Here is a 16,589-nt window from a genome sequence, read left to right on the forward strand (position 1 = left end):
GGTGGTTTTTATACAGCGCGAGCCCGAGTCGAGAGGCTCGCGAGCGCTGCTGGTTGTAGTGCCCGATCACAGACCTTACCAGATCGGGAACCTCCCATAATCCGGGCAAAATTCAGGCAAAAAAATGGCGCCCCGCGCGGGACGCCATTTTTATCGGTTCAGCGGCGATGTTACTTGCGTTTCATCGACAGGAAGAACTCGTCGTTGGTCTTGGTCGTTTTCAGCTTGTCGACCAGGAACTCGATGGCAGCCACTTCGTCCATCGGGTGCAGCAGCTTGCGCAGAATCCACATGCGCTGCAGTTCGTCATCGGCAGTCAGCAACTCTTCGCGGCGGGTGCCGGAGCGGTTGATGTTGATGGCCGGGAACACACGCTTCTCGGCGATCTTGCGATCCAGAGGCAGTTCCATGTTGCCGGTACCCTTGAACTCTTCGTAGATCACTTCGTCCATCTTCGAGCCGGTTTCAACCAGCGCGGTGGCGATAATGGTCAGCGAGCCGCCTTCTTCGATGTTGCGCGCAGCACCGAAGAAACGTTTCGGTTTCTCCAGGGCGTGAGCATCGACACCACCGGTCAGCACCTTGCCGGAGCTCGGGATCACGGTGTTGTAGGCACGGGCCAGACGGGTGATGGAGTCGAGCAGGATCACCACGTCCTTCTTGTGTTCGACCAGGCGCTTGGCCTTCTCGATCACCATTTCGGCAACCTGCACGTGACGGGTCGGCGGTTCGTCGAAGGTCGAGGCAACCACTTCGCCGCGCACGGTACGCTGCATTTCGGTCACTTCTTCCGGACGTTCGTCGATCAACAGCACGATCAGGTGAACTTCAGGGTTGTTACGCGCGATGTTCGCGGCAATGTTCTGCAGCATGATCGTTTTACCGGCCTTCGGCGGTGCAACGATCAGACCACGCTGGCCTTTGCCGATCGGGGCGCACAGGTCGATCACACGACCGGTCAAGTCTTCGGTGGAACCGTTACCGGCTTCCATCTTCATGCGCACGGTCGGGAACAGCGGGGTCAGGTTCTCGAAGAGAATCTTGTTCTTCGCGTTCTCGGGACGATCGAAGTTGATCGTGTCGACCTTGAGCAGCGCGAAGTAACGCTCGCCTTCCTTTGGAGGGCGGATCTTGCCAACGATGGTGTCACCGGTACGCAAGTTGAAACGACGGATCTGGCTCGGCGAGACGTAGATATCGTCCGGGCCGGCGAGGTAGGAAGCGTCAGCGGAGCGCAGGAAGCCGAAGCCGTCCTGGAGAATCTCCAGCACGCCATCACCGGAGATTTCCTCGCCGCTTTTCGCGTGCTTTTTCAGCAGGGAGAAAATCACGTCCTGCTTGCGCGAACGGGCCATATTTTCTATGCCCATCTGTTCGGCCAATTCGAGCAGTTCGGTAATCGGCTTTTGCTTGAGTTCAGTCAGATTCATATAGGAATGACGTAATCATTTATGGAGGGGGGAAATTAAGCTTTTGGCTTAATGAGGCCGCGCCGCGGAGAAGGCGACAGGATCGCGAACTTGTTCGAAAAGGAGTGCGTCGGCGACGGCTAGCAGGGGGCAGTGGAGAAACCAGTGCGGGGCCGAATGTACCACCTGAGTTTCGGAGCGTCTAGCCCTGAATAGGCAAAAAGCCCCGCAAATTGCGAGGCTTTTTTTCGGCGATTTACAGCGACGCTTAGATGTTGGCGTCGAGGAAAGCAGCCAGTTGCGACTTCGACAGGGCGCCGACTTTGGTCGCTTCAACGTTGCCGTTCTTGAACAGCATCAGCGTCGGGATACCACGCACGCCGTGCTTGGCCGGGGTTTCCTGGTTTTCGTCGATGTTCAGTTTGGCAACGGTCAGTTTGCCTTTGTAGGTCTCGGCAATCTCGTCCAGAACCGGAGCGATCATTTTGCAAGGGCCGCACCATTCAGCCCAGTAGTCGACCAGTACAGCGCCTTCGGCCTTGAGTACGTCGGCTTCGAAGCTGGCGTCGCTAACGTGTTTGATCAGATCGCTGCTCATGGAATTCTCCAGGTTGTAAGCAAAAAAACGTGGCCCATCATATCCGCCCTTCCCTTGTTCAGGAAGCCGCAGTTGATTGAGTCTTGCTATGGCGCCCCATGAGTCTGGGTATAGCCCAAGTCACGCGGCGGCGGGGGCGATGAAGGCGATCCCGGTGCGCAGCGCCGCGTTGCGCACGTGCTCTTGCATGGCCTTCTGGGCGGCGGCGGAAGCCCGGCGCGCGAGGGCACGAAGGATCTTGCGGTGTTCCTGCCAGGTCTCCATCGCCCGTTCGGCGCGGATGAACGGTAGCTTCTGGCTCTCCAGAAAGATCTCGGCGCTGGCGGTGAGGATGCTCAGCATCGCCTGATTGCCGCTGGCCAACAGGATGCGCCGGTGGAATTCGAAGTCGAGTTTCGCTGCGGCCTCGAAGTCCCCAGCCTTCAATTGCTCGCGCATTGCCGCAACGTTGTCCTCCAGCGCATCCAGATCGATCGTGCTCAAGGTCACCGCCGCCAGCCCGGCGGCAAACCCCTCCAGCGCATAGCGCAACTGAAAGATGTCCAGCGGCGAGGCCTGCGCCGCAAACGGCCAGCCCGGCGCATGGTCACCCTGCGCAATGTCCACCGGTGCCAGCACGAACACGCCTTTGCCCGGCTGGATGCTGACCACGCCCAGCGCACTGAGCGACGACAGCGCCTCGCGCAACGACGCCCGACTGACCCCCAGTTGCACCGCCAGATCCCGTTGCGACGGCAACGCATCGCCCGCACCGAACCCCTGTTCGGTGATCAGTTTGCGGATCGCTTGCAGCGCCACTTCGGGTACGGCGCGGGAGATCGAGTTCATGGTTTTTAAGATGAGTCAGGCCAAGGTGCGGCTAGTTGTAAAGCTATTCGCCGGATCCGGCAAGTCGTGCCCCAGCGGGGTTCGACGCCTTGACGCAATGCGCTATCGAGGTGCGAAAAACATCCTGACTGTTCAGACCAGTAAGACCGAAAGAACACGCCAAATCCGCGGCCTGCGCGGCATCTGGCGCGGTGTTGGCACGGCGCATGCTCTGTCCGATCGCAGAAAACACTTCCCGCCGATCCGGAGATTTGCCATGAGCCTGCGTTACAGCGCCCTCCTCACCGCCCTGTTTGCCAGCCTGATGCTGAGCCAGGTGCCCGCCCACGCCGACGGTCTGGAAGACGTGGTCAAACGCGGCACACTGAAAGTCGCCGTGCCTCAGGACTTCCCGCCGTTCGGCTCGGTCGGCCCGGACATGAAACCCCGTGGCCTGGACATCGACACGGCCAAACTGCTGGCCGAGCAGCTCAAGGTCAAACTCGAACTGACCCCGGTCAACAGCACCAACCGCATCCCGTTCCTGACCACCGGCAAGGTCGATCTGGTGATTTCCAGCCTCGGCAAGAACCCGGAGCGCGAAAAGGTCATCGACTTCTCCCACGCCTATGCGCCGTTCTACCTCGCGGTGTTTGGTCCGCCTGACGCAGCGATCAGCAGCCTCGACGACCTCAAGGGCAAGACCATCAGCGTCACCCGTGGCGCCATCGAAGACATCGAGTTGACCAAGGTCGCTCCCGAAGGCGTGACCATCAAGCGCTTCGAAGACAACAACTCGACCATTGCCGCCTATCTGGCAGGTCAGGTCGATCTGATCGCCAGCGGCAACGTGGTGATGGTGGCGATCAGCGAGAAGAACCCGAAACGCGTGCCGGCGCTGAAAGTGAAGCTCAAGGATTCGCCGGTCTACGTCGGCGTGAACAAGAACGAGCCGGCGCTGCTGGGCAAGGTCAACGAGATTCTCGCCACCGCCAAGGCCGACGGCGCGCTGGAGAAAAACTCGCAGACCTGGCTCAAAGAGCCGCTGCCGGCCGATCTCTGATCGATCGCGCGGGAGACAATTGATGGCTTATCAGTTCGATTTCATGCCGGTGGTGCAAAACACCGACCTGCTGCTGCGCGGCGCTCTGTTCACCCTGGAACTGACGGCGATTGGCGCGCTGTTCGGAGTCGGAGTGGGCATCGTTGGCGCGTTGGTACGGGCGTGGAACATTCGCCCGTTCTCGGCACTCTTCGGCGTCTACGTCGAGTTGATCCGCAACACGCCATTTCTGGTGCAGCTGTTTTTCATCTTTTTCGGCCTGCCGTCGCTCGGGGTGCAGATTTCCGAGTGGCAGGCGGCGGTGCTGGCAATGGTGATCAACCTCGGCGCGTACTCGACCGAGATCATCCGCGCGGGCATCCAGGCGATTCCGCGCGGGCAGCTGGAAGCCGCTGCCGCACTGGCGATGAGCCGTTTCGAAGCGTTCCGCCATGTGATCCTGCTGCCGGCGCTGGGCAAGGTCTGGCCGGCACTGAGCAGCCAGATCATCATCGTCATGCTCGGCTCGGCGGTGTGTTCGCAGATCGCCACCGAGGAGCTGAGCTTCGCTGCCAACTTCATTCAGTCGCGCAACTTCCGCGCCTTTGAAACCTACGCGCTGACCACGCTGATCTACCTGTGCATGGCGCTGCTGATCCGCCAGTTGCTGAACTGGGTCGGCCGCCGCTATATCGCGAGGAGCAGCCGATGAGCGACTTCACCTTCTGGGACATCCTGCGCAACCTGCTCACCGGCCTGCAGTGGACGCTGGCGCTGTCGCTGGTGGCGTTCATTGGTGGCGGGATCGTCGGGTTGCTGATTCTGGTCATGCGCATCTCGAAAAACCCGTTGCCGAGCAACATTGCCCGCACCTGGATCGAACTGTTCCAGGGCACACCGCTGCTGATGCAGCTGTTTCTGGTGTTCTTCGGCGTGGCGCTGGCCGGGATCGAAATCTCTCCGTGGATGGCCGCGGCGATTGCCCTGACGCTGTTTACCAGTGCCTATCTGGCGGAGATCTGGCGCGGTTGCGTCGAAGCGATCCCCCACGGTCAGTGGGAAGCGTCATCGAGCCTGGCGCTGAATCCGCTGGAGCAACTGCGCTACGTGATCCTGCCGCAGGCGCTGCGCATCGCGGTCGCGCCGACCGTGGGCTTCTCGGTGCAAGTGGTCAAAGGCACGGCGGTGACCTCGATCATCGGCTTCACCGAGCTGACCAAGACCGGCGGCATGCTCGCCAACGCCACGTTCGAACCGTTCATGGTCTACGGCCTCGTCGCCCTCGGCTACTTCCTGCTCTGCTACCCCTTGTCGCTCAGTGCGCGCTACCTGGAAAGGAGACTGCATGCCTCTGCTTAGAATTTCCGCCCTGCATAAATACTACGGCGATCACCACGTGCTCAAAGGCATCGACCTGAGCGTCGAGGAAGGCCAGGTGGTGGCGATCATCGGCCGCAGCGGCTCGGGCAAATCGACCCTGCTGCGCACCCTCAATGGCCTGGAGTCGATCAATGACGGGGTAATCGAAGTCGACGGCGAGTACCTCGACGCCGCCCGCGCCGACCTGCGCAGCCTGCGGCAGAAAGTCGGCATGGTGTTCCAGCAGTTCAACCTGTTCCCGCACCTGACCGTGGGCGAAAACGTGATGCTCGCGCCGCAAGTGGTGCAGAAAGTACCGAAGACCAGGGCGGCCGAACTGGCGCGCAAGATGCTCGAACGCGTCGGCCTGGGAGAGAAGTTCGATGCGTTTCCGGATCGGTTGTCTGGCGGGCAGCAACAGCGCGTGGCGATTGCCCGGGCACTGGCGATGTCGCCGAAAGTGTTGCTGTGCGATGAAATCACTTCGGCGCTGGACCCGGAACTGGTCAATGAAGTGCTGGCCGTGGTGCGCCAACTGGCGAAAGAAGGCATGACGCTGATCATGGTCACCCACGAAATGCGTTTCGCCCGGGAAGTCGGCGACAAACTGGTGTTCATGCACCATGGCAAGGTGCATGAAGTGGGGGATCCGAAGGTGTTGTTTGCCAACCCGCAGACGGCGGAGCTGGCGAATTTCATTGGCACGGTGGAAGCGACAGCCTGAAATAGCCGTAGTGAGGGGGCGGACGCCTTCGCGAGCAGGCTCGCTCCCACAGGGAACTCTGTCGGACCACTATGGTGAGTTCGCTGCAAAACCTGTGGGAGCGAGCCTGCTCGCGAATGGCCGCGCCGCGGTCTCAAGCTTTTTATGCGCAGGATCAACGGTTTGAACCATGCGCGTTGGCGCCAGCGTTTGATCGTGGCACGATGGCGGGGTTATCGACCGAGACCCCCTGACCATGCCGCAATCCAAAGCCAAGAATCTGTCCCTGATCGCCGCAATCGACCTGGGCTCCAACAGCTTCCACATGGTCGTGGCCAAGGCCCAGAACGGTGAAATCCGCATTCTGGAGCGCCTCGGAGAGAAAGTGCAGCTTGCCGCCGGCATCGACGACGAGCGCCATCTCAATGAAGAATCGATGCAGCGCGGGCTCGATTGCCTCAAGCGTTTTGCCCAACTGATCAACGGCATGCCGCTGGGCGCTGTGCGGATCGTCGGCACCAACGCCCTGCGCGAAGCACGCAATCGCCTGGAATTCATCCACCGCGCCGAAGAAATCCTCGGTCACCCGGTGGAAGTCATCTCCGGCCGTGAAGAAGCGCGGCTGATTTATCTGGGCGTGTCACACACCCTCGCCGACACCCCGGGCAAGCGCCTGGTGGCCGACATCGGCGGTGGCAGTACCGAATTCATCATCGGGCAGCGGTTTGAACCGCTGCTGCGCGAAAGCCTGCAAATGGGCTGCGTCAGCTTCACCCAGCGCTACTTCAAGGACGGCAAGATCACCCCGGCTCGTTACGCTCAGGCGTACACGGCGGCGCGGCTGGAGATCATGAGCATCGAACACGCCCTGCACCGCCTGACCTGGGATGAAGCCATCGGCTCCTCGGGCACCATCCGCGCCATCGGCCTGGCGCTGAAGGCCGGCGGGCATGGCACCGGCGAAGTGAATGCCGAAGGCCTGGCCTGGCTCAAGCGTCGCCTGTTCAAACTGGGTGACGTCGACAAGATCGATTTCGAAGGCATCAAACCTGACCGCCGGGCGATCTTCCCCGCGGGTCTGGCGATTCTCGAAGCGATCTTCGACGCCCTCGAACTGCAACGCATGGATCACTGCGAAGGCGCGCTGCGTGAAGGCGTGCTCTACGACCTGCTTGGCCGCCATCACCACGAAGACGTGCGCGAGCGCACCCTGACTTCGTTGATGGAGCGCTATCACGTCGACCTGGAACAAGCGGCGCGGGTTGAACGCAAAGCGCTGCACGCCTTTGATCAGGTCGCTGCAGACTGGGAGCTGGATGACGGCATCTGGCGCGAACTGCTCGGCTGGGCGGCGAAAGTCCACGAAGTCGGCCTCGACATCGCGCACTACCACTATCACAAGCACGGCGCCTACCTGATCGAGCACTCGGACCTCGCCGGATTCTCCCGCGAAGACCAGCAAATGCTCGCCCTGCTGGTGCGTGGCCACCGCCGCAACATTCCCAAGGACAAGTTCGCCGAGTTCGGTGACGACGGCGACAAGCTGATCCGCCTGTGCGTGCTGCTGCGCTTCGCGATCCTGTTCCACCACATCCGTGGTACCCAGGCGATGCCGCAAGTGGCGCTGCACGCCAAGGGCAACACGCTCGACGTGGAATTCCCGGAGCACTGGCTGGATGAGAATCAGCTGACTCAGGCTGACTTTGGTCTCGAAGCCGACTGGCTGACCCGGGTGGGCATCGTGCTGACAGTCCACTGATAACCCCTGTAGGAGCTGCCGCAGGCTGCGATCTTTTGCTCTTTAAACGGCAAGATCAAAAGATCGCAGCCTGCGGCAGCTCCTACACAGGTCGGTGTTTGGCATACAAAAAAGGCGATCCCGAGGGATCGCCTTTTTATTTCACCTGAAACCGAGGCTTAGCTGCTCACCGGCAGAATCGGGCTGCCCAGCCGCTCCAGCAACGTCGCCTGCGCGCTGCGCGGGTTCTGGTTGCCGGTTGGCGTGTTGCGGATGTATCGACCATCCGACTGCAGGCTCCAGCTGTGGGTGTTGTCGGTCAGGTACAGCTCCAGCTCTTTCTTCACGCGGGTCAGCAGCTTCTTGCCTTCCACCGGGAAGCAAGTCTCGACGCGCTTGTCGAGGTTGCGCTCCATCCAGTCGGCACTGGAGAGGAACATCTGCTCCTCGCCGCCGTTGAGGAAGTAGAACACTCGAGTGTGTTCAAGGAAGCGACCGATGATCGAGCGCACATGGATATTGTGCGAAACCCCGGCAATGCCCGGACGCAGGCAGCACATCCCGCGCACCACCAGATCGATGCGCACGCCGGACTGGCTGGCCTTGTACAGCGCGCGGATGATCTTCGGATCGGTCAGCGAGTTGAACTTGGCGATGATGTGCGCCGGTTTGCCTTCGACGGCGAACTGGGTTTCCCGGGCAATCATGTCGAGCATGCCCTTCTTCAAAGTGAACGGCGCATGCAGCAGCTTCTTCATGCGCAGCGTCTTGCCCATGCCGATCAACTGGCTGAACAGCTTGCCAACGTCTTCGCACAAGGCGTCGTCGGAGGTCAGCAGGCTGTAGTCGGTGTACAGACGGGCGTTGCCGGCGTGGTAGTTACCGGTGCCGAGGTGCGCGTAACGCACGATCTCGCCGGCCTCGCGACGCAGGATCAGCATCATCTTGGCGTGGGTCTTGAAGCCGACCACGCCGTAAATCACTACCGCACCGGCCGCTTGCAGACGGCTGGCCAGTTGCAGGTTGGACTCTTCGTCGAAGCGTGCGCGCAGTTCGATGACCGCCGTCACTTCCTTGCCGTTGCGCGCGGCGTCCACCAGCGCATCGACGATTTCCGAGTTGGCGCCGGAGCGGTACAGGGTCTGGCGCACGGCCAAGACATGCGGGTCTTTCGCCGCCTGGCGCAGCAGGTCGACCACCGGGGTGAACGACTCGAACGGGTGCAGCAACAGGATGTCCTGCTTGCTGACGACACTGAAAATGTTCTCGCTGTTCTGCAGCAGTTTCGGGATCTGCGGGGTGAACGGCGTGTATTGCAGCTCCGGGTGACTGTCCAGACCGGTGATGCTGAACAGTCGGGTCAGGTTGACCGGGCCGTTGACCTGATACAGCTCGGTCTCGCTCAGGTTGAACTGCTTGAGCAAGTAGTCCGAGAGGTGTTTCGGGCAGGTGTCGGCGACTTCCAGACGCACCGCATCGCCGTAGCGCCGCGAGAACAGCTCGCCACGCAGGGCGCGCGCAAGGTCTTCGACGTCTTCGGAGTCGAGCGCCAGATCGGCGTTTCGGGTCAGGCGGAACTGGTAGCAGCCCTTGACCTTCATGCCCTGGAACAGGTCATCGGCGTGGGCGTGGATCATCGACGACAGGAACACATAGTTGTCGCCCGGGCCGCCGACTTCTTCCGGAACCTTGATGATCCGAGGCAGCAGGCGCGGTGCCGGAATGATCGCCAGACCGGAATCGCGACCGAAGGCGTCGATACCTTCCAGTTCGACGATGAAGTTCAGGCTCTTGTTTACCAGCAACGGGAATGGATGCGTCGGGTCGAGGCCGATCGGGGTGATGATCGGCGCGATCTCGTCGCGGAAGTAGCGGCGCACCCAAGTCTTGATCTTGGTCGTCCAGTGACGGCGACGGATGAAGCGCACCTGATGCTTTTCCAGCTCCGGCAGGAGGATGTCGTTGAGGATCGCGTACTGGCGATCAACGTGACCGTGCACCAGCTCGCTGATCCGCGCCAGCGCCTGGTGCGGTTGCAGACCATCGGCACCAGCCTGTTCCCGGGCGAAGGTGATCTGCTTTTTCAGGCCGGCGACGCGGATTTCGAAAAATTCGTCGAGGTTGCTGGAGAAGATCAGCAGGAACTTCAGCCGCTCCAGCAACGGATAGGACTCATCCAGCGCCTGCTCCAGCACGCGGATGTTGAACTGCAGTTGCGAAAGCTCGCGGTGGATGTACAGGCTGCTGTCATCCAGCCCCGGGATCGCAATCACTGGCGCCGCCGCGACGGCTTCGGTGACCGGCGCGGGTGGCGCAGGCTCGAGTTCCGGCGGGGTTTCGGTGATTTGCTCCACCACCGGTTGAGCTTCTTTTACGGCAACTTCAGTGAGTCCTTCGGTATTCATCGAATGTTCCTGGGAGGGCTATTTCTGCTCTCGTAACAATTGAGCGGCGCGGACAGCAAAGTAAGTCAGGATGCCATCAGCGCCGGCACGTTTAAAGGCGGTCAGTGACTCGAGAATCACCGCCTCGCTCAACCAGCCATTCTGGATCGCCGCCATATGCATGGCGTATTCGCCGCTAACCTGATAGACGAAGGTCGGCACTTTGAAGGCATCTTTTACCCGGAAAAGAATGTCCAGGTACGGCATGCCGGGTTTGACCATGACCATGTCCGCGCCTTCAGACAAGTCGGCGCCGACTTCGTGCAACGCTTCATCGCTGTTGGCCGGGTCCATCTGATACGAGGCTTTGTTGGCCTTGCCCAGATTCGCTGCCGAACCCACGGCATCGCGGAACGGCCCGTAATAGGCGCTGGCGTACTTGGCCGAGTAGGCCATGATCCGCACATTGACGTGGCCGGCGATCTCCAGCGCTTCACGGATCGCCTGAATCCGACCGTCCATCATGTCTGACGGTGCCACGACCTGAGCGCCGGCTTCGGCGTGGGACAGCGCCTGCTTGACCAGTGCGTCGACCGTGATGTCGTTCTGCACGTAGCCATCTTCGTCGAGAATGCCGTCCTGCCCATGGGTGGTGAACGGATCGAGGGCGACGTCAGTGATCACTCCCAGCTCGGGAAACCGTTCACGCAACGCACGAGTGGCGCGCTGGGCAATGCCCTGAGGGTTCCAGGCTTCGGCGGCATCGAGGGATTTCAGTTCGACAGGCGTGACCGGGAACAGCGCCAGCGCCGGAATGCCCAGTTCGACCCATTTCGCCGCTTCTTCCAGCAGCAGATCGATGGTCAGGCGCTCGACACCGGGCATCGAGGCCACGGCTTCGCGACGGTTCTCACCGTCAAGCACGAACACCGGCAGGATCAGGTCATCGACCGTCAGCACGTTTTCCCGTACCAGCCGACGCGAAAAATCATCGCGACGGTTGCGGCGCAAACGGGTAGCGGGGAACAAACGGTTGGCAGGGGTAAAGCTCACGGCAGACTCCTGAGCCCGCGCATACGGGCGAGCGTGACAGTTATAGACGGCCATTATGACGAACAGATTACAGTTGTGCGTACCCCGTGACATGTAGCCGCATTCCATTGTTAGCGTAGGAATTGTTCACGTCGAGACACATTTCGACACTTTCCTGAATGTGTCCGAAGGGTTAGGCTGCGCGTTCATTTCGCCAGCACCCAGACAATGCTCCAACAATTTCTGCATGACTTCGGCTACTTTGCCCTGTTTCTCGGCACGTTCTTCGAAGGCGAAACCATTCTGGTGCTCGCAGGCTTCCTCGCGTTCCGTGGATACATGGACATCAACCTGGTGGTGGTCGTGGCGTTCTTCGGCAGCTATGCCGGCGATCAGCTGTGGTACTTCCTGGGGCGCAAGCACGGGCGTAAATTGCTCGCGCGCAAGCCGCGCTGGCAGATGATGGGCGACCGCGCGCTGGAACATATCCGCAAGCATCCGGACATCTGGGTTCTGAGCTTCCGCTTCGTTTACGGCCTGCGCACGGTGATGCCGGTGGCGATCGGCCTGTCGGGTTATCCGCCGGGACGCTACCTGCTGCTCAACGGCATCGGCGCAGCGATCTGGGCCACTGCCCTGGCAGCCGCCGCTTACCATTTCGGCGCGGTGCTCGAAGGCATGCTCGGCAGCATCAAAAAGTACGAGTTGTGGGTACTCGGCGCGCTGCTGGTGTTGGGTGTCGGCCTGTGGCTGCGTCGCCGCTTCAAGAATGCGCGCCTGGCCAAGCAGGTTTACGCCGATGAACAAGCCGCAAAAGCCGCACTGCTTCAGGCAGAACAGTCAAAACCCGCCGAGCCTAAGACGCCAGCCGAGTAACACGCTGGCGACAGCCATACAGCCCGATGCCACTGAGCAGGCTGTAACCGAGCAGACCAGCCCAGGCCAACGGGCTGGCCGGCCATAGCCCGAGCAGCGGCGCCAGCCACACCAGCGGCACATTCGACCCCAGCCGCAGCAGCTCGACCCGCAACGCCCACGGGCGATTCTCCAGCATCACCCCCAGCACGAACAAACCCCACGCTACTACACCCCACCCCAGTAGCAGCGCGGCGGTCGACAGATGTTGCGCCCGCCCCATCAGGTCACTGCCCAGCGCGATATAGACGCAGAACTGCAGCGCCACATACCACTGGCGACGGCTGTCGAGCGGCACCTCGTACTTGCGGAAGCGGCTCAAGTCGGGTTTGGTCAGCGGGTACTTCGCCGCCACATCCGCCGGACGCCAGCCAGTGCGCATGAACCAGATCCGCAGCTTGTCCCAAAGGCTTTCGGTGCGGCGTGCGTCGTCCCACAACTGCACATAGAACTGCACATTGGCCCACAGCGGATTCCAGCTCGCCAGCGGCGTGGTCACACCGAAAATCACCGGCTCGTTGTCGTCCTCTTCCTGAAACGTACCGAACAACCGATCCCAAAGAATGAACACCCCGCCGTAGTTGCGATCCATGTAGAGAGCGTTCTGTGCATGGTGGGCCCGATGATTGGATGGCGTGACGAAGAACCACTCGAACCAGCCGAGCTTGGGAATGTGCCGGGTGTGAACCCAGAACTGATACAGCAGATTCATCGCCGCGACGCTGACGAATACCAGCAGCGGCACGCCAAGCACGGCCATCGGCAGGTAGAAGATCCAGCCCAGCACAAATCCGGTACTGGTCTGGCGCAACGCCGTGGAGAGGTTGTACTCCTCGCTCTGGTGATGCACCGAATGCGCGGCCCAGAGGATGTTGCGCTCGTGGCCCAGGCGATGCAGCCAGTAGTAGCAGAAGTCATAGAAGACAAAGGCCAGCACCCAGACCCGGAGACTGTCTGCCGGCAACCTGAGCAGCGCCAGGTGTTCCAGGGCAAACGCATACGTGAGCAGCCCGACACCCTTGCCCAGCAGCCCGGTAGTGGTCGACAACACCCCGGCGCTGAGGCTGTTGACCGAGTCGGCGAGGCGATAGTGTCGGGTCCCGCGCCAGCGATCGGCAAGCAGTTCGGCGGCAATCAGCACGAAGAAAAACGGCACTGCATACAGAATGAAGTCCATGGCGCGCCCCGGTCGGATTCTATGGACAGATCCTAGGTCTAGCCGCCCTTTTCCCCTATGGCAACGTACGACAATTTAGTGGACATTTAGCGCCATGAATCTGGAGAGAAACCCATGAGCAAAAAAGTTGCAGTGATCCTGTCCGGCAGCGGCGTGTACGATGGCGCCGAGATCCACGAGAGCGTCATCACCCTGTTGCGCCTGGATCAACGCGGCGCGCAGGTGCAGTGCTTCGCGCCGAACATCGCGCAATTGCATGTGATCAATCACCTGACCGGTGAAGAAATGCCCGAAACGCGCAACGTCCTGGTGGAATCGGCGCGCATTGCCCGCGGCAACATCAAGGACATCCGTGAGGCCGACGTCGAAGACTTCGACGCGCTGATCGTGCCTGGCGGCTTTGGCGCCGCGAAGAACCTCTCGAACTTCGCCGTAGAAGGTGCCGGCTGCACGGTACAGCCTGAGGTGCTGGCCTTGGCTGAAGCGTTTGCCGAAGCGGGCAAACCGGTGGGTCTGATGTGCATCTCGCCGGCACTGGCGGCGAAAATCTACGGCCCGGGCGTAACCTGCACCATCGGCAACGATGCCGATACCGCCACCGCGATGAACAAGATGGGCGCCACCCACGAAGACTGTGCGGTGAGCGAGATCATCGAAGACAAGGCGCGCAAACTGGTGACCACCCCGGCCTACATGCTGGCGCAGAACATCAGTGAGGCGGCTTCGGGGATCAACAAGCTGGTCGACCGGGTGCTCGAACTGACGCACGAGAACGATGTTTGATGCGACCTTTCTGAAGGGTTTTCGTGGTGAGGGGATTTATCCCCGATGGCTGCGCAGCAGCCCTTTGCATCTTGAAGCATTGGGCCTGCTGTGCAGGCCATCGGGGATAAATCCCCTCACCACAGGAATACGGTTGAATCAGGACTGACGTGCAAGGCGCGTGAGGATCCTGTCCAGTGCATTGGCAAACGCCTGTTTCTCACGCTCGCCGAACGGTGCCGGGCCGCCGCTGATCTGACCCTGCTCACGCAGGTCGGTGAACAGGTTGCGCACGGCCAGGCGCTCGCCCATGTTCTGCGCGTCGAACTCCTTGCCGCGCGGGTCCAGCGCTGCCACACCTTTCTTCACCAGGCGATCGGCCAGCGGAATATCGCTGCAGATCACCAGCTCTCCGGGCACCGCGTGCTCGACCAGATAATCGTCCGCCGCATCCGGGCCGCTGGGCACCACGATCAGTTTGACGATGGCCAGCCCCGGCTTGATCTGCGGTTGCCCCGCCACCAGCACCACTTCGAACCGGCGCTTGAGGGCGAACTTCACCACCAGCTCCTTGGCGGCCCGCGGGCAGGCGTCGGCATCGATCCATACGCGCATCATTTTTTCCTCTTCTAAAAGCATCGCGGGCAAGCCGCGCAGCCACAAGGTTAACGCTAAACCTGTGGGAGCGTGGCTTGCCCGCGAATGTGAGCGCAGCGAATGCTCTTAAGCAATCACCCGCTTCTTCTCAACCATCCGGCTGCGCCCATACAACACGACAATCGCCAGAATCGCCACGGCCTGCGCCGATAGCGAATAAGCGTCGGCATGAATCCCCAGCCAGTCGAAATCGAAGAACGCCACCGGCCGTGTGCCGAAGATCCCGGCTTCCTGCAACGCCTTCACGCCATGCCCGGCGAACACCACCGACAACGCGCAGAGCAGACCGGCGTTGATGCTGAAGAACAGCGCCAGCGGCAGTTTCGCCGAGCCACGCAGGATCACCCAGGCCAGACCGATCAGCAGCACCAGCGCCGTCGCACCACCGGCCAGCACCGCATCATGCCCGGCGGGACCGGCCTGCAGCCACAGCGTTTCGTAGAACAGGATCACTTCGAACAACTCGCGATACACCGAGAAAAACGCGAGGATCGCGAAGCCGAAACGCCCGCCGCCGCCCACCAGACTCTGTTTGATGTAGTCCTGCCAGGCTGCAGCGTGGCGCCGGTCGTGCATCCACACACCGAGCCACAGCACCATGACGCTGGCGAACAGCGCCGTCGCGCCTTCGAGCAGTTCACGCTGCGAGCCGCTGACGTCGATCACATACGCCGCCAGCGCCCAGGTACCCAGACCGGCGAGCAGCGCCAGGCCCCAGCCGACGTTGACGCTGCGCACCGCCGATTGCTGGCCGGTATTGCGCAGGAACGCGAGGATCGCCGCCAGCACCAGAATCGCTTCGAGGCCTTCGCGCAGCAGAATCAGCAGACCGGAGATGTAGCTCAGCGACCAGCTCAGGCCATCGCTGCCGAGCAGCTCGGCAGACGCTTTGAGCTTGCCCTTGGCCGCGGCCAGGCGCTCTTCGGCCTGCGCCACCGGCAGACCGTCCTGCAACGACTGACGGTAGGCCATCAGCGATTTTTCGGTGTCCTTGCGTACGTTGGCGTCGACGTTATCCAGCGAACTTTCGACCAGTTCGAAACCTTCCAGATACGCCGCCACCGACAGGTCATAGGCCTGATCACGATCACCGGCGCGGTACGCCGCCAGGCTTTTGTCCAGCGTCGCGGCAGTGTAGTCGAGCAATTGCGCCGGGCCGCGTTTGACCTGCGGTGGCTGGGCGCGCTGGGCACGGAAGGTCGCGGCGACTGGCGCACCTTCGGCAGCCTGTACTTCGGCCGGCGTCTGGCGTGCCAGATCAGCGATATTGAAGGTCTTGTCGGACTTGGCGGCGGCCGGGTCGGCGCTGAAACCGGCGATGTAGGTCGCCAGGTCCCAGCGCTGACGGTCGTCCAGTTGATCGGCGAACGCCGGCATGTCGGTGCCTTCGACACCTTGGCCGAGGGTGCTGTAGATCGCGTACAGGCTCAGATGATCCATCCGCGCGGAATCGCGCAGGTTGGCCGGTGGCGGCGCCATGCCGAGACCTGCCGGACCGTCACCGGCCCCGTTGGCACCGTGACAAACCGAGCAGTTTTGCGCATACAGCGGCGCGCCACGGGTCGGATCCGGCGTGATGATCGGCGCCTGGCTGACCTCATACGCCACCGCCAGTTTCGCCCCCAGTTGCCGGGCCTGACGGGCGACGTCGGCACCGTCCTGCTTTGCCGTGATAGCCGCATGCAGAGCTTCGACGCCCTGCTCCAGCGCAGCCTTCTCCGGTTTGGCCGGCAGACCGCCGATCAGTCCTTGCAGCACTTGGGTGAATTCCAGCTGCTCGCGGTATTCGCCGTCGTCGACGACCTTGCCCGCTTCGACCGTCGGCGGGTAGTCGGCGCTGATGTAATCGAGCAGGTGCAGCGCTTGCGGGGCGCCTTCCACCGTGTCGGCCAGCAGGTTGAAGCTGCTCAGGGCGCACAACGGGAACACCAGCCAGGCCAGAAATCGGGACGCGGCAGTCATGAATGAGTCTCAAATGGAAATGCGAAGTTACATATTGTTCACTT

General features: G+C 61.5%; 15 protein-coding genes. 7 read left to right on the plus strand and 8 right to left on the minus strand.

What is annotated here, in order from left to right; translation table 11 throughout:
- Positions 1–170: 170 nt before the first annotated feature.
- From rho to AC193Q_RS19060, 3 genes are all read right to left on the minus strand, one after another.
- Positions 171–1,430 (minus strand): transcription termination factor Rho, encoded by a 1,260-nt coding sequence (gene rho / locus AC193Q_RS19050; protein WP_003229334.1) that lies wholly within the window; start codon positions 1,428–1,430, stop codon positions 171–173.
- 247 nt (positions 1,431–1,677) lie between these two features.
- A complete protein-coding gene (trxA, locus tag AC193Q_RS19055; protein ID WP_003206727.1) occupies positions 1,678–2,007 on the minus strand; it encodes a thioredoxin TrxA in 330 nt (109 codons plus the stop codon).
- Between the two features lie 120 nt (positions 2,008–2,127).
- Positions 2,128–2,835: a FadR/GntR family transcriptional regulator gene (locus tag AC193Q_RS19060; protein ID WP_315438095.1), complete on the minus strand. Its 708-nt coding sequence runs from the start codon at positions 2,833–2,835 to the stop codon at positions 2,128–2,130.
- 256 nt (positions 2,836–3,091) lie between these two features.
- On the opposite strand from AC193Q_RS19060, the gene AC193Q_RS19065 reads away from it, so the two are divergent.
- From AC193Q_RS19065 to ppx, 5 genes are all read left to right on the plus strand, one after another.
- Complete coding sequence (locus AC193Q_RS19065) at positions 3,092–3,877, plus strand: transporter substrate-binding domain-containing protein (protein ID WP_121182570.1); 786 nt, start codon at positions 3,092–3,094, stop codon at positions 3,875–3,877.
- A gap of 22 nt (positions 3,878–3,899) precedes the next feature.
- Positions 3,900–4,568 carry an amino acid ABC transporter permease gene (locus tag AC193Q_RS19070; protein ID WP_047297230.1) on the plus strand — a complete coding sequence of 223 codons (669 nt, stop codon included), beginning with the start codon at positions 3,900–3,902 and terminating at the stop codon, positions 4,566–4,568.
- A complete protein-coding gene (locus tag AC193Q_RS19075; protein ID WP_041072041.1) occupies positions 4,565–5,215 on the plus strand; it encodes an amino acid ABC transporter permease in 651 nt (216 codons plus the stop codon). Before AC193Q_RS19070 ends, AC193Q_RS19075 begins: the two co-directional genes overlap by 4 nt.
- Positions 5,202–5,939 carry an amino acid ABC transporter ATP-binding protein gene (locus AC193Q_RS19080; protein ID WP_483878697.1) on the plus strand — a complete coding sequence of 246 codons (738 nt, stop codon included), beginning with the start codon at positions 5,202–5,204 and terminating at the stop codon, positions 5,937–5,939. The genes AC193Q_RS19075 and AC193Q_RS19080 overlap by 14 nt, the downstream gene beginning before the upstream one ends.
- A 235-nt stretch (positions 5,940–6,174) precedes the next feature.
- Complete coding sequence (gene ppx / locus AC193Q_RS19085) at positions 6,175–7,677, plus strand: exopolyphosphatase (protein WP_182402948.1); 1,503 nt, start codon at positions 6,175–6,177, stop codon at positions 7,675–7,677.
- A 158-nt stretch (positions 7,678–7,835) separates the two neighbouring features.
- Here ppx and ppk1 read toward each other — a convergent pair whose 3' ends face one another.
- Both ppk1 and hemB read right to left on the minus strand, forming a co-directional pair.
- A complete protein-coding gene (ppk1, locus tag AC193Q_RS19090) occupies positions 7,836–10,061 on the minus strand; it encodes a polyphosphate kinase 1 (protein ID WP_041072035.1) in 2,226 nt (741 codons plus the stop codon).
- A gap of 18 nt (positions 10,062–10,079) precedes the next feature.
- Complete coding sequence (gene hemB, locus AC193Q_RS19095; RefSeq protein WP_047297234.1) at positions 10,080–11,093, minus strand: porphobilinogen synthase; 1,014 nt, start codon at positions 11,091–11,093, stop codon at positions 10,080–10,082.
- A 207-nt stretch (positions 11,094–11,300) separates the two neighbouring features.
- On the opposite strand from hemB, the gene AC193Q_RS19100 reads away from it, so the two are divergent.
- Positions 11,301–11,948, plus strand: a complete 648-nt coding sequence (locus AC193Q_RS19100; protein ID WP_095668047.1) for a DedA family protein — start codon at positions 11,301–11,303, stop codon at positions 11,946–11,948.
- On the opposite strand, the gene AC193Q_RS19105 is transcribed toward AC193Q_RS19100, so the two are convergent.
- Positions 11,929–13,164 carry a sterol desaturase family protein gene (locus AC193Q_RS19105; RefSeq protein WP_121182572.1) on the minus strand — a complete coding sequence of 412 codons (1,236 nt, stop codon included), beginning with the start codon at positions 13,162–13,164 and terminating at the stop codon, positions 11,929–11,931. The genes AC193Q_RS19100 and AC193Q_RS19105 overlap by 20 nt on opposite strands.
- A gap of 114 nt (positions 13,165–13,278) precedes the next feature.
- Between AC193Q_RS19105 and elbB the strand changes: the two genes are divergently transcribed.
- The gene (gene elbB, locus AC193Q_RS19110) at positions 13,279–13,947 is read left to right on the plus strand and encodes an isoprenoid biosynthesis glyoxalase ElbB (RefSeq protein WP_145593676.1); all 669 of its coding nucleotides are present in this window, start codon (positions 13,279–13,281) and stop codon (positions 13,945–13,947) included.
- A gap of 138 nt (positions 13,948–14,085) precedes the next feature.
- On the opposite strand, the gene AC193Q_RS19115 is transcribed toward elbB, so the two are convergent.
- Positions 14,086–14,541: a YaiI/YqxD family protein gene (locus AC193Q_RS19115; protein WP_047297238.1), complete on the minus strand. Its 456-nt coding sequence runs from the start codon at positions 14,539–14,541 to the stop codon at positions 14,086–14,088.
- 108 nt (positions 14,542–14,649) lie between these two features.
- Positions 14,650–16,545 (minus strand): FTR1 family protein, encoded by a 1,896-nt coding sequence (locus AC193Q_RS19120; RefSeq protein ID WP_483878698.1) that lies wholly within the window; start codon positions 16,543–16,545, stop codon positions 14,650–14,652.
- Positions 16,546–16,589: the final 44 nt, after the last annotated feature.

This window comes from Pseudomonas sp. F2, from assembly GCF_057174385.1.

Bases quoted from the DNA above. Each gene is read 5' to 3' on its own strand.
- AC193Q_RS19060 (WP_315438095.1), bottom strand. From the start codon at position 2,835: ATGAACTCGATCTCCCGCGCCGTACCCGAAGTGGCGCTGCAAGCGATC.
- AC193Q_RS19080 (WP_483878697.1), top strand. From the start codon at position 5,202: ATGCCTCTGCTTAGAATTTCCGCCCTGCATAAATACTACGGCGATCAC.
- AC193Q_RS19070 (WP_047297230.1), top strand. From the start codon at position 3,900: ATGGCTTATCAGTTCGATTTCATGCCGGTGGTGCAAAACACCGACCTG.
- ppx (WP_182402948.1), top strand. From the start codon at position 6,175: ATGCCGCAATCCAAAGCCAAGAATCTGTCCCTGATCGCCGCAATCGAC.
- AC193Q_RS19115 (WP_047297238.1), bottom strand. From the start codon at position 14,541: ATGCGCGTATGGATCGATGCCGACGCCTGCCCGCGGGCCGCCAAGGAG.
- AC193Q_RS19105 (WP_121182572.1), bottom strand. From the start codon at position 13,164: ATGGACTTCATTCTGTATGCAGTGCCGTTTTTCTTCGTGCTGATTGCC.
- AC193Q_RS19075 (WP_041072041.1), top strand. From the start codon at position 4,565: ATGAGCGACTTCACCTTCTGGGACATCCTGCGCAACCTGCTCACCGGC.
- AC193Q_RS19120 (WP_483878698.1), bottom strand. From the start codon at position 16,545: ATGACTGCCGCGTCCCGATTTCTGGCCTGGCTGGTGTTCCCGTTGTGC.
- AC193Q_RS19065 (WP_121182570.1), top strand. From the start codon at position 3,092: ATGAGCCTGCGTTACAGCGCCCTCCTCACCGCCCTGTTTGCCAGCCTG.
- elbB (WP_145593676.1), top strand. From the start codon at position 13,279: ATGAGCAAAAAAGTTGCAGTGATCCTGTCCGGCAGCGGCGTGTACGAT.
- rho (WP_003229334.1), bottom strand. From the start codon at position 1,430: ATGAATCTGACTGAACTCAAGCAAAAGCCGATTACCGAACTGCTCGAA.
- ppk1 (WP_041072035.1), bottom strand. From the start codon at position 10,061: ATGAATACCGAAGGACTCACTGAAGTTGCCGTAAAAGAAGCTCAACCG.
- AC193Q_RS19100 (WP_095668047.1), top strand. From the start codon at position 11,301: ATGCTCCAACAATTTCTGCATGACTTCGGCTACTTTGCCCTGTTTCTC.
- trxA (WP_003206727.1), bottom strand. From the start codon at position 2,007: ATGAGCAGCGATCTGATCAAACACGTTAGCGACGCCAGCTTCGAAGCC.